Genomic DNA, 19643 nt, shown 5'->3' with positions numbered 1-19643 from the left:
GTCTGATATCCAGCGGCAATCAGTTCGATTCCCCACTGGGCCACTCAGGCCAGCTTTTTTGATGTGATATCAAATAAACTTCAATTCTGTGGGACAAACCCATTTTTCTACGCTCGAGAAGCCGCATCGACAATCATGTGCTCAGCATTGGCTGAGGCACGCCACAGATGCGGACATACCACATCCTGCTCTAAAAACCTACCCAAACCGATTTTCCACCCAAAATCCCACTCTTTACATAAAAAACTTTCTAAACCAAGTCCGAAGCCCCGAGGAACGCCGGTCGAAACGAAGCTTGAATGCGCGCCTCGGTTTTCCGAGCAGGATTGAACTCGCTGCAATTGTTTGATATTTTAAAGAGTGACGAAGTATTTAGCGCACTAGCGTAAGGATGCAAACGGGCTACCAACGGTTTCCGACCACCGTGAAGAAATGCGCTGAAATGCCCATGCGGACACAGCGGTCGTGGCAAGCGCGAAGCACCACAGTTAGCATCGCGAGCCGCGACAAGCTCGGCTGTTCGACTCGAGACTAAGCAACACACCGTAGCTGAAGGATATGAGGGCGCTATATACGAGTGGCATCTTTTATTTCCCATATTATTTCACACGCAACCAGAACAAACAAAGGAATGCCCGGTGTACGACCAGTCCTTCAGTCCGGCCACACTTGGCCGCCTTTTACGGAAATCAGATTTTCACGATTTTCCGACTATCTACGACGATGCAGTTAAAATCGCTCGAATCCAAGCCGCCTCCGATCTAGCACACGCCGATTTTTCCGGGGTCAATCCGTTAACGTTTTTCGTGAAGGCCAATAAGAGAATTCATCACGCGACGAGCCTTTCAGCTGAGTTGGTACTGCGCAAAATAACGCTAAACCTTCGGCGAGTGACAAGCGTAAGACACCCTGACAGACAAATGATCGTATCGAGCTTAAGGCACCTCTTAACCGAAGGCACTCCGTTTAGAATTTACAGGTTAGATATAAAATCTTTTTATGAATCGTTTGTCACAAATGACGTTATCGCCACGATAAATGAAATTAACAGTTTAAGCCCACAAACGAAAAGCTTGATTGCCAAGATTTTCGAATTCTTCACGGCCACAGGGGGACAAGGAATTCCACGTGGATTATCAGTTAGCGCCGTAGTGTCAGAGCTAATGATGACAACGTTTGACGAAAAAATAAAAAATTCCACCGGCGTATTTTTTTACGCGAGGTACGTCGATGATATCGTTGTAGTAACGCACGCGCTTGAGAATAAGACTAGTTTCTTGCGAACCATCGTCAAAAGCCTACCCCATGGTCTTGCTTTAAATGAAACCAAACAGAAAATTCGATCTGCTAGCGAACGCGTCACCCCAGCTGTAATAAGCAGTACAGTTTTTTCGTTTAGCTATCTCGGCTATGAGTTTTACGTCAAAGAGCCACTAAAAAACAAAACTATTCCTCCGAAAAGACAGTTTAGAGAGATCAACGTAGATATCTCGAGAAATAAGCTTACGCGTTACAAAACGAAAATATGTCGTGCCTTTTTGGATTTCGCGAGGACAGGAAACTATCAACTTCTCTCGGATAGGATCCAGTTTTTGACGTCAAACTTTAGTTTGCGCGATATCAATACCGGGCGACGGAAGCTTGCCGGAATTTTTTACAACTATCCATATGTGTCTTACAACACCGGGAATGGTCTTGAACAGCTTGACAAATTTCTTCGTGACGCTATCCGGGGGGGACATGGTCGCCTTTTTTCTCAGAGTTCAGCGATATTGACAAAGCCGCAAAAACGCGAGCTCCTCACTCTGAGTTTCAAGAGGGGACACGAAAATCGGACGTTTCGCCATTTTCATCCAAAACATATAAATGTGATGCAGGAGTGCTGGGCGCATGAGTAAACCAATAAAACCCAAAAGGATTAATAAGCGTGATTACTGCCGTGTGCTCGCAACGGAGACCCTGCCGTATGAAACGCCAATTATTTTCTCTAACGAGGGCTTGTATAACAACGCTTCGCGAGTGGGGCGAGTCAATGGGGTGGCGAAGGTATTGCTAGACGGTCTTATCACGGGAGAGGGCGCGCCGAAATTTTCCCCTACCACCCCGCACTCCTTCAAAATACGAAAAAATGCATTAGAATTTCGGCGTCTGGCTCTAGTACATCCAACTTCGCAATGGCGGATTAAGAATTTCTATGAAAAGTACGAAACCCTTATTCTTCATTACTGTGGATTGAGTCCTGCATCAATTCGCGCCCCCAAGCGCGTCGCAGCAACGTTCTACACCAAAAGTTCTTGGGAAAATATTAATCAGTACAAGAACGGAGGTGTTGCGGACACCGGAACCGATAGGTATACAAAGTACAGCCCTTCCTTCTTCGCCTATCGTGGGCACGATCGTCTTTACAAGTTCTACGATTCAAGAGATTTCCTTGAGCTAGAAAAGGCGTATGGATTTCTATGGACTCTCGATGTTTCAAAGTGCTTTGATAGCATCTATACGCATTGCATGTCCTGGGCCGTAAAAGACAAAGAATTTACCAAGGCACATGTTGATATAGACTCAACTTTTGGCCAAGCATTCGACACCGTAATGCGACACGCGAATCATAACGAAACAAATGGAATTGTTATCGGGCCGGAGGTAAGTCGCATATTTTCCGAAATTATATTTCAAGCTGTGGATAGACGCGCCATAGTTCGCCTCAAGGAAATCGATCAACTTTCATTCGGCATTGATTACGATATTCGCAGGTACGTTGACGACGTTTTTGTATTTGCGAAGAGTGAAGTCGCAGCGAAAACGATTTACGAACGCTACAGCGATATACTAACAACATTTAATCTACACACAAACTCCTCAAAATCCCTTCGACTTAATCGTCCATTTTTCACTAAGAAATCAAGAATTACCCGCGACATAAGCAACAAAGCAAATGAATTTTTCGAGAAATTTACCGAAGATGTTGGCGATGTATCACGCTTAATTCCAAAAAAGATCTTCTATCCGTGGAAGTTGACGCGCAGTTTTATCGACGTTGTCAAATCGATTTGCTCATATAATGACGTGACTTATGATGATGTTTCATCTTATCTAATTTCGACATTTACCGAGCGCATAAAAAAACTTGCGAATACAAATTTGATCTCTGCGGATGAGGACACGATCTTAAATTACAGAGATAGTTGCCTCGTACTACTCGACGTACTATTTTTCCTTTACTCAGTCGCGCCCTCGGTCAGCTCATCATACAAACTAGCCACGTCGATTATTGTTCTCATAAGATTTTCGGAACGAAATTTGGGAGACTACAAGGAAACGGTTAAGCAAAGGATATTTGACTTAGCAAATTCTTTTCTCTCCAAGAGGGCCGACGGCAAGCGGGCAGCTGTCGAAGGATTTACTTGGCTAGAGACAATTAATGTTCTTTTAGCTATCAGAGAATTGGGGGAGAACTATCTTCTACCCGAAAAGACAGTGAGGTCTCTTTTTGATGATGCAAGTGAGTTTTCATACTTTGATATCGTCTGCGGATTATTTTATGTTCGCAAGGAGCCAATGTATCGGGCGTTGCGCCGAAGCCTTGTTAAAGCCGCAGATACGAAGCTAAGGAACTTAAGCGATATTTTTACCAATTCCGAAAAAGCCCACCTGTTTCTGGATATGTTGACTTGCCCGCATATATATCATACGCAACGGCGTCGCTGGATCGAAAATCTTTACGCGCAAATGAAACTTGATATGCCCTCAGTAGAAGATCTGGCCGAATTTATAGGCAACACCACGATGCACTATTGGTTTGTAAACTGGACGGAAGTCGACTTGCTCAATTCATTGGAAAAGAAAGAATTGAAGCGCGCCTACTGACGATGTAGACTTTCGGTCGAAGGGTAGCCAGCTCCTCCACAGGAGCCGCTAGTACAGCGGTGACTGTACTTCTATTCCGGGTACATGTAGCCGCTCCAATCTGGAAGCGCTAAGCAGACCGGCATATGAGCGACGAAAGTCGCACACACTCAGCGGGCTTGGCTGCCCTTCACCTACAGTCAAAACTGCACTTTACGCTACTAGCTCCTAGCGCTTGGTTCGTAGTTGAAAACAGCACGGCTTCAAGGTTGGCAGGCACCGGTCTGCATGAAGCCGGGAATCCGTGTCGATCGTTCCCACCGGAATGCACGACCCGGATAACGGCCGTCGTCAACTGCCGATTTCGGCGTCTGACTTTCGGCAAGCAGCCAGAAGGGACGTTCGCTAACAATGGATCCCTATGGTCGAGCGAAAAGCGCCGCCGCGGAATCGACGCATGACGAAGGGCCGACCTAGCTCGTCGAACGACAACGTCGACCACTGAGCATCGGAAAAAACGACATCGATTTATATTCATGAAGAAACTACACGATCCGAATGGATTTAATTAAATAAGAGCTTGAATCTAAATCGTCAGTTTTTTCGAAAAGACACATCTCATGTTTATCCTTCAATTTCACCAATCGAGTTCGGGAAAATTAGACCAGTGTTAATATCTGGAAAGATCCCTCCAATCTAATTTTGAAATCTGGTAGCATCAACGAATATAACAACGTTGCTGAGCTGTTCAATTTTGACTTGAGATACCACCCTGGACGCTCTTGGCCGCCGCGCCAAATCAAAAAAGACATCAAACGTACCCGATAAAATGGCAAAAAAAACAAAATCTCTGCATAAATTCCTTAATCGTGTCGATCACTTCATAGCCGACATTGAACTCATAGATGTGTTAGCAATCGCATCGGCGGACGGCGCATTGTCTACCGATGTAGGTGCGCACCTATTTACTGCAGTCGATCGAGGTCGGCATCCCACGCTAGCGCGAAGAAAAAACAGCGATCATAATCGACGTCTCGCCGTTCGACACCTCAAAACAAGTTTGTGCTCCGGATTTATAAAAGATCTCTACGAAGACTTCAGCGAATACATGCAAGCAATCCTTGAAGCGGCAGCAAGGAATGGTGTAAATCCAAATCGGTTAATCGGAAGTCACAAAATAAACATGGAAGCAAACGAGTTACTTGCGGCAGGGGGATGGGATAACGTAGTCCACTTGGTAGCTCGGTCGATCTTTCGGAAACTGGAAGATGAGCGAAATACAAAATCGTTGATTCAATCTATGGACGCCAAGTTGGGACTTGAAATTGACATGAGTATTCTCGATGCGGCTCTGCCATATTTTGAACTTCGCCATCTCCTTGTTCACCACGATGGAATCGCAGACGCAGATTTTTGCCAACGATTTCCAACCTTCAGCGCCACGGTTGGGAGCAAAATATCGGTCGAGTTTGTCATGACATCATCGGCGCGAAACGCCATCATTGCCTTGGCGAAACATTTTGATTCAAAGGTCGTGCAGAACCAACTAGTATCAGACGCCGAATACCACTGAGCTAAGCGTCCGGCTTGGTAACTGGGTAACTTCAACGCAAACCTCTCCGCACCTTTTCTTATCGCGCGAAAACCAATGGAGGTCTTCCGTCGGTGCGGTCAAACTTCTTCGGTCCTGCTTTCCGTCGGAATAGACCAACCACTCCAACACTGTGCATGAGTTGTACGCACCCGCTCCCTGCGGGACGGTTGCTCGACCCAATCCGAAGCAGTCAAAGTGTTCGCCATCATTTCGACCACCGCCTACACGTCCCGTCCCCTAAAAGTCGGGATCAGACAATTCGGTGGTCATAAAACGCGCAAGGGCGATCTGCTCGCGCTGAGCCATCATCCGATTGTTCGCGTGACTTAGCCGCACAAGCACAGCTGAGGCGACTGGATGGCTTCCCACTTGAAGTGCTTTGTAGGTATGTCGACCAACCATTTCAAGTTAAGTAAATCTCGCTATTTTTCGGATGCGTTTTGCGACACGCGATACTACCGCCGACAAGCACATCGTACTTGGCTTCTATCGCACGACGTGAGATGACCTTCCAACCTAACAGCTGAAGGGTCATTTTTTCGCTCTTTACGATATGCCAGTGGCTAGTGCTGGCAAGTCGCTGCAGAAAACTCCATTTCCGCCATGTCCCGCTCTCGCCGCAACCCGTGCTTCACCAACTGCCCCGCGAGCAGCCCTTGGAAAACCTCAACATCAAGCTGCGCATTCGCCTCGGCGTCATTCGCCACTGACTCCAGCATCGAAAGCAACTGCGCACGATCCGTCGGCGGCACATCGCACGCTTCGATCGTCCGCGCTAACGCCGCAAGTTGCGCGAATTGTTGAACATGGCGCTCGCCCGCGAGCAGCGCTTTTTCAAGCAGCGTCTCAAGCAAATCAGCGCGTTTAGAAGAACCAGAACGGTTTTGAACAGCAGAAGAAATCGTAGACATGATGCGAACCTCGGGGTGGTTGGATAAAAGCACCCGACACTCGCTTCCAAACGGGTGAGCGGGCACATGACAAGGTTGGAAGACCGGAACCACCGCACACCGGCGAGCCTTGCGGCTCCCTCGCCAAGGCCCGCCCATAGGCGTGCGAAGGCAACGCGCAGCGACCTGAAAAAAACAGGCCAGTGCGGCAGTGGTGTACGGGCTTCCAAACCCGGCTATCGCTGTTTCGATAGCGAGGCAAAGTATAAAACAGCGCTCCCTTAGCCTGGCCAACCACCCAAGCAAAACCCGCATATTTCAGGCCCAAAAATGAAAAAGCCCCACGCATCTAACGACGCATGAGGCTTTAACGAACTACGACCGCTACCAACTCCAACCGAAACCAATTCAACCTGAAAACGACCCCGCTCAGGTCACCTCAGCTCAGCCGGCAAAATCTAAAACTCCTCAAGCAATCCGCTCTTCCGTAGCCGGATCAAACAACACCGCCTTCGACACATCGAACAACAACGTCGTCGTAGAAAGCGGCTGCGGGTTCGACGCCGGGTGCACGCGGCTCACGATCCGCTTGCCGTTCACCTGCGCGAACACCAGCGTGTCCGGACCCGTCGGCTCGATCACGTCCACCTTCACGTCGATCGGTTGCAACTTGCCGCTCTCGGCATCGTGCGCGCCGCGCGCATCGGTGATCCGCTCCGGACGCAGGCCCAGAATCACTTCCTTGCCCACATACGCCTTCGTGTTCGCGGCGTCGAACGGCAGCGTCAACACCGCGCGCTTCACGCCCGTATCCAGTTCGATGCCCACGCCCGAACCCGCCTCGACCAGCTTGCCCTGGATGAAGTTCATCGGCGGCGCGCCGATGAAGCCGGCCACGAACAGGTTCGACGGCGAGTCGTAAATCTCTTGCGGTGCGCCGAACTGCTGCACCACGCCATCCTTCATCACCGCAATCCGGTCGCCCAGCGTCATCGCTTCGATCTGATCGTGCGTAACGTACACGATCGTCGTGCCCAGACGCTGATGCAGCAACTTGATTTCCGAACGCATCTCGATCCGCAGCTTCGCGTCGAGGTTCGACAGCGGCTCGTCGAACAGGAACATCACCGGATCGCGCGCCAGCGCACGACCCATCGCCACCCGCTGACGCTGACCGCCGGACAGTTGACCCGGCTTGCGATCCAGCAAATGCTCGATCTGCAACAGCTTCGACACGCGACCGACAATCTCCGCCTGCTCGCCCTTCGGCACCTTGCGAATGTTCAGGCCGAACGAAATATTCTCGCGCACCGTCATCGACGGATACAGCGCGTACGACTGGAACACCATCGCGATATCGCGATCTTTCGGCGACAGGTTGTTCACCGTCTTGCCGTCGATCTGGATCTCGCCCTTCGTCACGGTTTCGAGGCCGGCGATCATATTGAGCAGCGTCGACTTACCGCAGCCCGAGCCGCCAACCAGAATCAGGAACTGGCCGTCTTCGATGTCGATGTTGACACCCTTCAGAACCGGCACCCCGTTCGGGTAGGTCTTGTACACGTCACGGATGGAAAGACTTGCCATGCTGTGAATCCTCTTTGTCTCTTACTGCGTCGGGCGCGCCACACCTGATCTTTTGATAGTGCGGCCGTGCCGGTTGCCGTTCGGGTCGCGCGGCGTGCCGTGAAGGCCGCCGCGCAACGTTCGTTTAAGTTCTTTGCGTCAGCCCTTCACCGCACCCGCCGTCAGGCCGCGCACGAAGTAGCGTCCGGCGACGATGTAGACGAGCAGCGTCGGCAGCGCCGCGATGATCGCGCCCGCCATGTCGACGTTGTATTCCTTCACACCCGTCGACGTGTTCACGAGGTTGTTCAGCGCCACCGTGATCGGCATCGAATCGACACCGGAGAACACGATCCCGAACAGGAAGTCATTCCAGATCTGCGTGAATTGCCAGATCAGGCAGACCATGAAGATCGGCAGCGACACCGGCATCAGGATCTTCGTGAAAATCACGAAGAACCCGGCACCGTCGATCCGCGCGGCCTTCACCAGCTCGGCCGGAATGCTCACGTAGAAGTTGCGGAAGAACATCGTCGTGAACGCGATACCGTAGATCACGTGCACCACCACCAGACCGGTCGTCGTGTTCGACAGGCCCATGAGGCCTTCGAAACGCGCCATCGGCAGCAGGATGGCCTGGAACGGAATGAAACAGCCGACCAGGATCATCGTGAAGATCGGGTCCGCGCCACGGAAGCGCCAGTGCGTCAGCACATAGCCGTTGAACGCGCCGATAATCGACGAAATCAACACGGCCGGAATCACCATCTTCACCGAGTTCATGAAGAACGGCTGCATCCCGTCGCATCGCACGCCGGTACACGCTTCGCTCCACGCCTTGATCCACGGCGCAACGGTGAAGTGCGTCGGCGGCGTCAGCAGATTGCCGGTGCGCAACTGGTCGATGTCCTTGAACGACGTGGACAGCATCACGTACAGCGGGAACAGGAAGTACAGGGCAAACAGAACCAGCGCCGCATAAATGACGGCACGGCTGATCGTCATCTTAGGCTGCATTGCGGGTGCTCCTCGATTCCAGATACATCAGCGGCACGAGCACAGCCACGACCGTCGCGAGCATCATCATCGACGATGCTGCGCCGACGCCAAGCTGCCCGCGATTGAACGAAAACGTGTACATGAAAATAGCCGGCAACGACGACGACGTGCCCGGACCGCCAGCGGTCAATGCAACCACCAGGTCGAAGGTCTTGATCGTGATGTGGCAGAGAATCAGCAGCACCGAGAAAAACACCGGACGCATGCTCGGAATCACAATCTTGCGGTAGATGGTCGGCAAGCCTGCGCCGTCCATTTGCGCCGCCTTGAAGATCTCACCGTCCACGCCACGCAGACCGGCCAGAAACAGCGCCATCACGAAACCGGTGGATTGCCACACGGCCGCGATCACGACGCAGAAAATCGCCTTGTCGGGGTCGCCCAGCCAGCCGAACGAGAAGCTCGTCCAGCCCCAGTCGTGGAACACTTTTTCCAGGCCGACGGACGGCGTCATGATCCATTGCCACGCGGTGCCCGTCACGATGAACGACAGCGCCATCGGGTACAGGAACACGGCACGCAGCGCGCCTTCGTTACGGATCTGCTGATCGAGCAGGATCGCGAGGAACAGGCCGAGCCCGATGCAGATACCGATAAACGGAATGCCGAACCAGCCGAGATTGGCGGCGGACGTCCAGAACACGTCGTTGGCGAACAGCTCCCGGTAACGGTCCAGACCGACGAATTCATAACGAGGCATCAGTCGCGAATTGGACAGCGACAGATAGCCGGTAATACCGATAAAGAAGTACACGAAGACCAGGCTGATCGCGACGCTGGGTGCGAGCACCAGCTTCGGAATCCAGCGATCGGCCAGCGCCGACATCGGCGATGCGCGGCGGGTCACGGAGGCCGTGCTCTTTCCGTTTCCGCTGATAGAAGCAGTCACTACTCGACTCCTGCTGAAACTGTGCGTTGGGGAGACACGCGTTGACGAAGTTCGCGCCCGGCGTCCGCCATATCGCGGAAGACCGGGCGCGCTACTTCGCTTACTTCGCTTCAGACGGCAATTACTTCGTCTTTGCTGCCTTCGCGAGCGCGGCAACGGCGGTCTTCGAATCTTCCTGCGAGTTCATGAACTTCGTGACCACGTCGGAGATCGCGCCCGCTGCTGCGTCCGGTTGCGCCATGCCGTGAGCCAGCGACGGCACATAACCGCCCGACTTGATCGCGACCTGTTCGTCGGCGTACGACTTCTTCGCGCAGTCGTCGAACTTCGCCATCGACACACCCAGACGAACCGGAATCGAGCCCTTGTTCAGGCTGAACTGTTCCTGGAAGTCCGGCGTCATGATGGTCTTGGCCAGCGCCAGTTGACCCGGCGTTGCGGTCTTCGAACCCTTCTGCTGGAAGAACACGAACGAGTCGACGTTGAACGTGTAGGCCTTTTCCGTGCCCGGCACAGCGGCGCAGACGTAGTCCGTGCCCGACTTCTTGCCGGCGTTGGCGAATTCGCCCTTCGCCCAGTCGCCCATGAACTGCATGCCGGCCTTGCCGTTGATGACCATGGCCGTTGCCAGGTTCCAGTCACGGCCCGTACGGCCCGTGTCGAAGTAACCCTGGATCTTGCGCACGGTATCGAACACGCCGACCATCTGCTCCGACGTCAGCGTCTTTTCGTCGAGGTCGACCAGCGCCTTCTTGTAGAAGCCCGCGCCTTGCGACAGCACGACGTCTTCCCACAGCGTCAGGTCTTGCCACGGCTGACCGCCCATCGCGATCGGCTGGATGCCGGCCGCTTTCATCTTGTCGGCGACAGCGAAGAACTCCGGCCACGTGGTCGGCACCTTGCCGCCTGCCTTGTCCAGTGCTGCCTTGTTGATGTACAGCCAGTTCACGCGGTGCACCGAGAACGGCGCAGCGACGTAGTGACCGTCTGCGTGCATGATCTTGTCGATTTCAGGCGGCAGATTCTTCTTCCAGTCGCCGGCGACGGAGTCGATCGGCACCAGCACGCCCTGCTCTGCCCAATCCTGAATCAGCGGACCCTTGATCTGCGCAGCGGTCGGTGCATTGCCCGAGATCACCTGCGTCTTCAGTGCCGTCATGGCTGCCGCACCTGCGCCGCCAGCGACCGCGAAGTCCTTCCACGTATAGCCTTGCTTGGTCATGTCGTCCTTCAGGACGCCGACCGCCTTCGATTCACCACCCGAAGTCCACCAGTGCAGCACTTCAACCGACTCAGCGGCTTGAGCTGCGGACACACCGCACATCAGACCTGCGGCGCACAGTGCGCCCATGATCGCGCGAACTTTCATTGCTTATCTCCTCCAGACACCAGAACAAAAAACGAATGGCCCTCGCGTATACGAGGTGCAGTGGTTGGTTCTATACAGGCAAAACACGGGGGCGATCGAGCTTCGGCGAGCGCAGGGTTTACCCACGCGCAAGCGTGCCGATGTTCGGCCGCAGGAAGCTCAAGAGATGAGTGGTTCGGGATGCAACTGACTGTCTCCTCTTTTGATTTTTGCCTGCCCGCGTCGCGCGCAACAGACTCGAGGCAACCACGCATGTTCCGCACGCACCGCACGGCGCAAACGCCCTGTTTCCGTGGCTTCCGACCGCTTATCACGCTGCCTTGGAAGCCTTGCTGGCGCATGCGTCAACGGTTTGTCCGTTAACATGCAAAGGTGCTGCGCCACCTCGGGAAAACGCGCATTTCGCCTTGACGGCTGTGCTTTTTTCATCGATTTAGCGCTACCTCTTGATTTGGATTGTAGTTAAACTACAATTCAGTGTCAAAAAAAATTTTATCGGACTACGGTCGCGTTTTCACTGACTTTGGCGACCTCCAGGACATCGATGGAGACTCATGTTTACCGACTCTAGCTTCACCTTCGTTCTCTTCGGCGGAACCGGCGATCTGTCGATGCGCAAGATCCTGCCGGCGCTGTATGAAGCGCACCGTGCAGGCATGCTGGCCGAAAGCGGCAGCATCGTCGCAGTGGCCCGCCATGCTGCGGACCGCGACGGTTACATCGAGTGGGTCAACAGCCACGTCAAGAAATACGTATCGAAGAACGGTCTCGACGAAACCGCGTGGGCGTCGTTTCTCGAACGCATCAAGTATGTGAAGCTCGACCTCGGCAAGCCCGAAGATTTCGTATTGCTGCGCGACGCCGTCAATCAGTTGACCGGCACGCGCGTGTTCTACCTGGCCACCGGCCCGTCGCTGTTCGTGCCGATCTGCCGCGCGTTGGCCGATGTCGGTCTGAACGAAAACGCGCGCATCGTGCTCGAAAAGCCGCTCGGCTACGACCTGCGTTCGTCGAACGCGATCAACGACGCAGTCGGCCAGATGTTCCGCGAAGAACAGATCTACCGGATCGACCACTACCTCGGTAAAGAGCCGGTGCAGAACCTGCTCGCGCTGCGCTTCGGCAATGCGCTGTTCGAACCGTTGTGGCGTCGCGAATGGGTCGAAAGCATCCAGATCACGATTGCGGAAGAACTCGGCGTCGAAGCGCGCGGCGACTTCTACGACAACACCGGCGCGTTGCGCGACATGGTGCAGAACCATTTGCTGCAACTGCTTTCGATCGTCGCGATGGAACCGCCGCATTCGATGGATTCGGATTCGGTCCGCGACGAAAAGCTGCGCGTGCTGCGCGCGCTGAAACCGATCGACCCGAACGAAATCGGCAAGGTCGCGGTGCGCGGCCAGTATCACGCGGGCGGAATTCGCGGCACCGCCGTGCCCGCGTATGCGACCGAACCCGGCGTGAAGCCGGACAGCACCACGGAAACCTTCGTCGCGCTGAAAGTCGAGATCGAAAACTGGCGCTGGTCGGGCGTGCCGTTCTTTCTGCGCACCGGCAAGCGGCTGGCCGACCGGGTCGCGGAGATCGTCGTCAACTTCCGTTCGGTGCCGCACTCGGCGCTTGGACCGACGGCCTTGCGCCCGGGCGCGAACCGCCTCGTGATCCGCTTGCAGCCGAACGAAAGCATCCGCCTCTACTGCCTCGCGAAGCAGCCCGGCGAAGGCATGAATCTGGCAAGCGTCCACCTCGACCTCGCGTTCGACCAGTTCTTCCGCGAAGGCCAGATGGAGGCGTATCAGCGCCTGCTGCTCGACGTGATCAACGGACGCCTCGCGCTGTTCGTGCGACGCGACGAACAGGAAGCCGCGTGGAAATGGGTCGAGCCGATCCAGAACGAATGGAATGCGTCGAACCGTCCGCCGAAGCCGTATGCGTCGGGCACCTGGGGTCCGGCCGCCGCGAGCGCGATGCTGGCGCAGCACGGCACCTGCTGGCTCGAAGAAGAGAACTGACGAACGGATTGACGGCATCGCGCGGCGGCGGGTTGTCCTGCCAGGCGGCGCGATGCCATGACCGCCACGATGAACTGACGGGCAGCGCCACCAGGCACCGCATGCCGCGTCGCCGTATCGACGGCGCAGCCCGCAGACCTAACAAGAAAGCTGTACGGAGGAGAAGTGATCGAACTTCATACTTTCGACGATCCCCGCGTCCATTCCGATGCGCTGGCGCAGGCTGTCGGCGACGCGTTGCAGGCGTCGCTCGCCGCGAAGGCCGGCACGTCCGGCGCGCATACGACACTCGCCGTGTCGGGTGGCACCAGTCCGCGTCCGTTCCTTCAAACGCTGTCCACGCAGACGTTCGACTGGGCGCACATTGCCGTGACGCTGGTCGACGATCGCTGGGTGCCGGAATCCGATAACGCGAGCAATGCGCGGCTCGTCCACGAAACGCTGCTGCAAAACGCGGCGCGCAATGCCGCGTTCCGGCCGCTGGTGGATGTGTCGACGACGCTGGACGCGCAGATCGCCGCGTTGAATGCGGACGCCGCTTTCGCCGTTCCCGACGTTGCCGTACTGGGCATGGGTGAAGACGGTCATACCGCGTCGATTTTCGCGGACGCGCCCGAGTGGGACGTCGCGATCACGACGCCTGAAAAATTTGTCGCCGTGCATCCGGGCAATGCGCCGCATGCACGCGTGAGCTGGTCGATGTCGGCGTTGAAGCAGGTCGACCGGTTGTTTTTGTTCATTGCAGGACAGCGCAAGCTCGACGTGTTGAACGCCGCCGCAGCCGCGCCACAAAAAAATGCCATCTCGAAGCTGGCAAACGACAAGGGAGTGAGACTCGATGTCTACTGGTGTAACTAAAGCTGTCCCGGGCGCGGGCCAGCACGCCGACGGACCGCGTTTGCTCGCGGATATCGGCGGCACCAATGCGCGCTTTGCGCTGGAGACGGGACCGGGCGAGATTACGTCGGTGATCGTCTATCCGTGCGCCGACTATCCCGGCGTCGCGGACGTCATCAAGAAGTATCTGAAAGACACGAAGATCGGCCGTGTGAATCACGCGGCGATTGCGATTGCGAATCCGGTCGATGGCGACACGGTCAGCATGACCAATCACGACTGGAGTTTTTCGATCGAAGCCACGCGTCGCGCGTTGGGTTTCGACACGTTGCTGGTCGTCAACGATTTCACCGCGCTGGCGATGGCGCTGCCCGGTCTGACCGACGCGCAACGCGTGCAGGTCGGCGGCGGCTCGCGTCGTCCGAACAGCGTGATCGGTTTGCTGGGCGCCGGCACGGGCCTCGGCGTGTCGGGCCTGATTCCCGCCGACGACCGCTGGATCGCGCTGGGCAGCGAAGGCGGTCACGCCACCTTCGCACCGGCCGACGAACGCGAAGAACTGGTGCTGCAATATGCACGCAAGAAGTGGTCGCACGTGTCGTTCGAGCGTGTGGCGGCGGGCCCGGGCATCGAGGTCGTGTACCGTGCGCTGGCAGCGCGGGACAAGAAGCGCGTCGGCGCGAACTTCGACACCGCGGAAGTCGTGAAGCGCGCGCTCGACGGCGATCCGTTGTGTGCGGAAGCGGTCGATTGTTTCTGCGGGATTCTCGGCACGTTCGCCGGCAATATCGCGGTGACCTTGGGTTCGCTCGGCGGCATCTACATTGGCGGCGGCGTGGTGCCGCGTCTGGGCGAGTTCTTCGAGAAGTCGTCGTTCCGCGCGCGTTTCGAAGCGAAGGGTCGTTTCGAGGCGTATCTGAAGAACGTGCCGACGTACGTGATTACGGCGGAATATCCGGCGTTTCTGGGCGTGTCGGCGATTCTCGCGGAGCAGTTGTCGAATCGCGCGGGCGGGAGTTCGTCGGCGGTGTTCGAGCGGATCCGTCAGATGCGCGATGCGTTGACGCCGGCCGAGCGTCGCGTCGCGGATCTCGCGTTGAATCATCCGCGTTCGATCATCAACGATCCGATCGTGGACATCGCGCGTAAAGCCGATGTGAGCCAGCCAACCGTGATCCGTTTTTGCCGGTCGCTGGGATGTCAGGGCTTATCGGATTTCAAGCTGAAACTCGCGACGGGTTTGACCGGCACGATTCCGGTCAGCCATAGCCAGGTGCATCTCGGCGACACCGCGACGGATTTCGGTGCGAAGGTGCTGGACAACACCGTGTCGGCGATTTTGCAGTTGCGCGAGCATCTGAATTTCGAGCATGTCGAACGTGCGATCGACATGTTGAACAGTGCGCGACGCATCGAGTTTTACGGCTTGGGCAATTCGAACATCGTTGCACAGGACGCGCACTACAAGTTCTTCCGGTTTGGCATTCCGACCATTGCTTACGGCGATCTTTACATGCAGGCAGCTTCGGCTGCGTTGCTGGGCAAGGGCGACGTGATCGTGGCGGTATCGAAGTCGGGACGCGCGCCGGAATTGCTGCGGGTGCTGGAAGTGGCGATGGCCGCGGGCGCGCAGGTGATTGCGATTACGTCGAGCAATACGCCGCTGGCGAAGCGCGCGACCGTTGCGCTTGAAACCGATCACATCGAGATTCGCGAATCGCAGTTGTCGATGATTTCGCGGATCTTGCATCTGGTGATGATCGATATTCTCGCCGTGGGTGTGGCGATCCGGCGGGCTGCGCCGAATGCGGAGGTGAACGAGGCTGTCGTTAAGGCTCGGCGTGGCGCCGATGATGATAGTAGTGCGGTGCTGGATTGGTTGAGTCATGGGGTGGCTTCTTCAGCGAGGGAGTAAAGGGGTTTTCACTCCGTGGGGGCTTTGGTTGGTTGTCCCGTTTTCACGGTGGGTTGCCTGGTTTTGCTCGCTTGTCCCGAGGTTCCGCTGGTCTGTCGGGTTTGCTGTGGTTGTCCCGTTTTCGCGTCGGTTTGCCTGGATCGTCCCTGTGCGGGACCGGGTGCGTTATGCGGTTCGCATGGCGGTTGGTTTGGTTGCTCCTGGCTTGGCGTGCGCGTCCTGTATTCACGCTGGTCTGCCAGGATCGTCCCTGTGCGGGACCGGGTGCGTCATGCGGTTCGCATGGCGGTGGTTTGGTTGCTCCTGGGTTGGCGTGCGCTTCCTGTATTCACGCTGGTCTGCCTGGATCGTCCCTGTGCGGGACCGCACCTACTTTTCTTTGCTCGCGCAAAGAAAAGTAGGGGAAGGTCTGCAAAAGTCCTGACATTGACGCGAGCATGGACTATCCTGGGCTCAGGGGAATTCAGGGAGTGACGTGATGACGCAACTTGGTCTGGGTCTGGATCTTTCGACGAAGCGCACCCGCAAGCGCGAATTTCTCGACGAGATGACACGCGTGGTGCCATGGCAGAAGCTGATTGCGCTCATTGAGCCGCACTACCCTAAAGGCCGCACTGGCCGTCCGCCGTTTGCGCTTGCGACGATGCTGCGGATTCACTTCATGCAGCAGTGGTTCAGTCTCTCGGACCCGGCCATGGAGGAGGCGTTGCATGACATTCCGCTGTATCGGGAGTTCGCGTTGCTGGACGCTGGCATGACGCGCCTGCCCGACGAGAGCACGATCCTGCGGTTCCGGCACCTGCTTGAGGAACATCAACTGTCGGCCAGAATGCTGGCGACGGTCAACGAACTGCTGGAGGCGAAAGGCCTGATGCTCAAGGTGGGCTCGGCCGTCGACGCGACGTTGATTGCCGCGCCCAATTCAACGAAGAAGCCCGGCACGCGAGACCCCGAGATGAAGCAGACGCAAAAGGGCGGCAGCTGGCACTTCGGGATGAAGGCGCATATCGGGGTCGATGCCGAATCGGGTCTGGTGCATACGGTCAAATGCACGTGTCGGCGAACGTCCACGACGTCACGGTGGCGCACGCGCTGCTGCACGGCAAGGAGACGGTTGCCTTTGCCGATGCGGGTTATGTGGGCATCGGCAAGCGGGGCGAAACAGGTGCGGTTGAGTGGCACGTCGCGATGAGGCTGAGCAAGCGGCGAAAGCTGGACAGAAGCCAGCGGCTCGACAGGATTTACGACGAGATCGAGCGGCTCAAGGCGGGCGTGAGAGCGAAGGTGGAGCACCCGTTCCGGGTACTGAAATGTCAGTTTGGATATGTGAAGGCGCGGTATCGGGGACTGGCGAAAAACACGGCGCAAATCGAAACGCAGTTCGCGCTGGTCAATCTCTGGATGGCGCGCAGGAAGCTGACAGCACAATGAACGACGGCAACTCGGCATAGGGGCCAGCAAGCGCGCGGTCGGTAGCGCATCAACCAAGTGTGAAGGATGACGCGATCTTCACGCTGAGCGCACCGGTTAGAAATCCGAAGCAAAAACGGGTTATTCAGACCTTCCTAGGCAAAAGAAAGCGCGTTTACCTCGCGCTCCGTAGCGAGTGGCGTCTATCAATTTTCGGGTAGTGGACCGCGCACGTTTGGAGCGACCGGTCGGTTTGGCGTGGTGGCCCGCATCCGCACATCCCGCCCGCTGCGCGGCGGTAGCCCACTTCAAAACCCCATCTGCGCCTCGTCATTCGCCCGCTTTTTCGACGGCTCCAGCCTCGGCTCAAAACCCGGTTTGGGCCACTCGATTTGCCCGGCCCCACGACGATTCCGGCGTGGGATCAAAGCTCGGTTTCGCCTCTCGAATTGCCCCCCCACGACGGTTCCAGCGTCGGCTCGAAGCCCGGTTTCGCCTCTCGAATTGCCAGCTCTCACGACGGTTCCAGCGTCGGCTCGAAGCCCGGTTTGCGCCACGGCATTCGCCCGCCTTCACGATGGTTTCGACGTTCGAATTGGCTTGGGATTTTGCGCGCGCGACCAGCCCGGCGCATGCCAGAAAAATGGGTTTTGTGACCGACAGAGTGCAGCGCGCGAATGACGCCGAGAGATAAAGACGGGGCTGTGCCCGTCGGCTGTCGCGGAGCGAACAGCCGGAACGAATGACTGCCTTGTCACCAAGGCAAACGCTGCGGCAACTCAAATCGTGCGCGGTCCACTACCCGTTCTGGAAGGACGCCACTCGCTACGGAGTGGCGGTGTAAACGCGCTTTCTTTTGCCTACTTTTCTTTGCGCGAGTGTACAGACTGGAGACATAGCTGACAGGTGTACAGGGACATGGTTGACACTTTCGGGCAATCGAACGCCCGGATCCAACCATGCCCTGGAACGTAAAAGACACCATGAGTCTCCGACAGGAATTCGTTTGCCTCGCTATCCAGCATTCGTTGCCGTTCAGCGAGTTATGCCGGCGCTTCAACATCAGCCGCCAGACCGGCTACAAGTGGCTGGAGCGCCATCGGGCTGAAGGCGGCGACGGTCTTGCCGATCGCTCCCGACGCCCGCATCACAGTCCCTGCGCTTCGCCCGATCAGGCGGTTCAGGCCGTGCTGGCATTGCGCCGTGAGCACGGCTGGGGCGGACGCAAGATCGCGCGACGCCTGCTTGATCTGGGCATGACCGGCGTTCCCGCGGCGGCCACGATCACCGAGATCCTTCGCCGTCACGGGATGATCCATCCACACGCGTCCGCGCAGCGCCAGCACTGGCAGCGCTTCGAACATGCGTATCCGAATTCGCTCTGGCAGATGGATTTCAAGGGCGATTTCGCGACGCTGGAGACGGGGCGCTGCTCCCCGCTCACGGTGCTGGACGATCACTCGCGGTTCAACATCGTGCTGGCGGCCTGTTCGCGAACCACCACCGAGGTCGTGCGCACGGAGCTGGAGCGGGCGTTCCGCTGCTACGGTCTGCCCGTGCGTATCAATACGGACAATGGCGCGCCCTGGGGGGCGCCCAGCGCCCCACGGCAGCTCACCGAGCTCGCGGTATGGCTGATCAGGCTGGGAATCCGCGTGAGCTACAGCCGGCCGTATCACCCGCAGACCAATGGCAAGGATGAGCGGTTTCATCGCACGCTGAAGGCCGAAGTGCTCGAGCGTCATGCGTTCACCACGCACGCCCATGTGCAACGGGAGCTCGAGCGCTGGCGCGGTGTACAACACCGAGCGTCCGCACGAGGCGCTCGATATGGCCACTCCGCTCACGCGTTACAGGCCCAGCGAGCGGGCCATGCCCGAGCGGCTGCTGGAGCCTGAGTACAGCCCCGACGATGAAGTGTTACGGGTCAATGCAAGCGGCGTGGTGCGCTTCCGGGATCGGGTGCTGCGCCTGTCGGTTGCGCTCAAGGGACTGCGCGTGGCTGTGCGCCCGAAGCCCGATACGGACGGCGTGTATGAGTTCTGGTATGCCCATCACCGCGTCGCCAGACTTGACCTGAAGACCACAAAACCGTAACCATCAGGTGTCAACGATGTCCCCGTACATGTGTCAACCATGTCTCCAGTCTGTACACGCGAGCAAAGAAAAGTAGGTGCGGTCCCGCACAGGGACGATCCAGGCAGACCGACGCGAAACCGGGACAAGCGAGCGAAACCGGGACAAGCGAGCAAA

At 56.6% G+C, this 19643-nt stretch carries 12 protein-coding genes and 1 pseudogene; 8 read left to right on the top strand and 5 right to left on the bottom strand.

What is annotated here, in order from left to right:
- Positions 1-638: 638 nt before the first annotated feature.
- The 3 genes from drt3a (at position 639) to PW947_RS23965 (ending at position 5419) form a co-directional block, all read left to right on the top strand.
- The gene (gene drt3a / locus PW947_RS23975) at positions 639-1898 is read left to right on the top strand and encodes an antiviral reverse transcriptase Drt3a (protein WP_299634891.1); all 1260 of its coding nucleotides are present in this window, start codon (positions 639-641) and stop codon (positions 1896-1898) included.
- Positions 1891-3867 carry an antiviral reverse transcriptase Drt3b gene (gene drt3b / locus PW947_RS23970; protein ID WP_299634890.1) on the top strand — a complete coding sequence of 659 codons (1977 nt, stop codon included), beginning with the start codon at positions 1891-1893 and terminating at the stop codon, positions 3865-3867. Before drt3a ends, drt3b begins: the two co-directional genes overlap by 8 nt.
- 808 nt (positions 3868-4675) lie before the next feature.
- Positions 4676-5419, top strand: coding sequence for a hypothetical protein (locus PW947_RS23965; RefSeq protein ID WP_299634889.1), 744 nt, complete (start codon positions 4676-4678; stop codon positions 5417-5419).
- Positions 5420-6003: 584 nt separating this feature from the next.
- On the opposite strand, the gene PW947_RS23960 is transcribed toward PW947_RS23965, so the two are convergent.
- The 5 genes from PW947_RS23960 to PW947_RS23940 all read right to left on the bottom strand — a co-directional run bounded on the left by PW947_RS23960 (position 6004) and on the right by PW947_RS23940 (position 11213).
- Positions 6004-6351 (bottom strand): hypothetical protein, encoded by a 348-nt coding sequence (locus PW947_RS23960; RefSeq protein ID WP_299634888.1) that lies wholly within the window; start codon positions 6349-6351, stop codon positions 6004-6006.
- 447 nt (positions 6352-6798) lie between these two features.
- A complete protein-coding gene (gene ugpC, locus PW947_RS23955; RefSeq protein ID WP_299634887.1) occupies positions 6799-7917 on the bottom strand; it encodes a sn-glycerol-3-phosphate ABC transporter ATP-binding protein UgpC in 1119 nt (372 codons plus the stop codon).
- A 138-nt stretch (positions 7918-8055) separates the two neighbouring features.
- Positions 8056-8913: a carbohydrate ABC transporter permease gene (locus PW947_RS23950; RefSeq protein WP_299634886.1), complete on the bottom strand. Its 858-nt coding sequence runs from the start codon at positions 8911-8913 to the stop codon at positions 8056-8058.
- Positions 8903-9844, bottom strand: a complete 942-nt coding sequence (locus PW947_RS23945; RefSeq protein ID WP_299634885.1) for a sugar ABC transporter permease — start codon at positions 9842-9844, stop codon at positions 8903-8905. The genes PW947_RS23950 and PW947_RS23945 overlap by 11 nt, the downstream gene beginning before the upstream one ends.
- Positions 9845-9965: 121 nt before the next feature.
- Entirely contained in the window at positions 9966-11213 is a 1248-nt protein-coding gene (locus tag PW947_RS23940) for an ABC transporter substrate-binding protein (RefSeq protein ID WP_299634884.1), read from the bottom strand.
- Positions 11214-11767: 554 nt separating this feature from the next.
- Between PW947_RS23940 and zwf the strand changes: the two genes are divergently transcribed.
- The 5 genes and pseudogenes from zwf to PW947_RS23915 all read left to right on the top strand — a co-directional run bounded on the left by zwf (position 11768) and on the right by PW947_RS23915 (position 19487).
- Entirely contained in the window at positions 11768-13228 is a 1461-nt protein-coding gene (gene zwf / locus PW947_RS23935) for a glucose-6-phosphate dehydrogenase (RefSeq protein ID WP_299634883.1), read from the top strand.
- A gap of 165 nt (positions 13229-13393) precedes the next feature.
- Complete coding sequence (pgl, locus tag PW947_RS23930; protein ID WP_299634882.1) at positions 13394-14086, top strand: 6-phosphogluconolactonase; 693 nt, start codon at positions 13394-13396, stop codon at positions 14084-14086.
- Positions 14067-15980, top strand: a complete 1914-nt coding sequence (locus PW947_RS23925; protein WP_299634881.1) for a bifunctional transcriptional regulator/glucokinase — start codon at positions 14067-14069, stop codon at positions 15978-15980. The genes pgl and PW947_RS23925 overlap by 20 nt, the downstream gene beginning before the upstream one ends.
- Positions 15981-16458: 478 nt before the next feature.
- A protein-coding gene (locus PW947_RS23920; protein ID WP_299634880.1) for an IS5 family transposase occupies positions 16459-17411 on the top strand; the annotation gives its coding sequence in 2 pieces (ribosomal slippage) (positions 16459-17034 and positions 17037-17411; 951 coding nt in all).
- Between the two features lie 938 nt (positions 17412-18349).
- Positions 18350-19487 (top strand): annotated as a pseudogene (locus PW947_RS23915) (IS481 family transposase).
- The last annotated feature ends 156 nt before the right edge of the window (positions 19488-19643 follow it).

Origin of the sequence: Paraburkholderia sp. (genome assembly GCF_028283785.1) — a bacterium.
GTDB lineage: Bacteria > Pseudomonadota > Gammaproteobacteria > Burkholderiales > Burkholderiaceae > Paraburkholderia.
The sequence above is the reverse complement of the archived record's forward strand: the minus strand, read 5'-3'. Positions and strand labels throughout refer to the sequence as shown.

What these genes read in the sequence shown, in the direction of transcription:
- drt3b (WP_299634890.1), top strand. Translation starts at nt 1,891, where the DNA reads ATGAGTAAACCAATAAAACCCAAAAGGATTAATAAGCGTGATTACTGC.
- PW947_RS23965 (WP_299634889.1), top strand. Translation starts at nt 4,676, where the DNA reads ATGGCAAAAAAAACAAAATCTCTGCATAAATTCCTTAATCGTGTCGAT.
- PW947_RS23960 (WP_299634888.1), bottom strand. Translation starts at nt 6,351, where the DNA reads ATGTCTACGATTTCTTCTGCTGTTCAAAACCGTTCTGGTTCTTCTAAA.
- ugpC (WP_299634887.1), bottom strand. Translation starts at nt 7,917, where the DNA reads ATGGCAAGTCTTTCCATCCGTGACGTGTACAAGACCTACCCGAACGGG.
- PW947_RS23950 (WP_299634886.1), bottom strand. Translation starts at nt 8,913, where the DNA reads ATGCAGCCTAAGATGACGATCAGCCGTGCCGTCATTTATGCGGCGCTG.
- PW947_RS23940 (WP_299634884.1), bottom strand. Translation starts at nt 11,213, where the DNA reads ATGAAAGTTCGCGCGATCATGGGCGCACTGTGCGCCGCAGGTCTGATG.
- zwf (WP_299634883.1), top strand. Translation starts at nt 11,768, where the DNA reads ATGTTTACCGACTCTAGCTTCACCTTCGTTCTCTTCGGCGGAACCGGC.
- PW947_RS23925 (WP_299634881.1), top strand. Translation starts at nt 14,067, where the DNA reads ATGTCTACTGGTGTAACTAAAGCTGTCCCGGGCGCGGGCCAGCACGCC.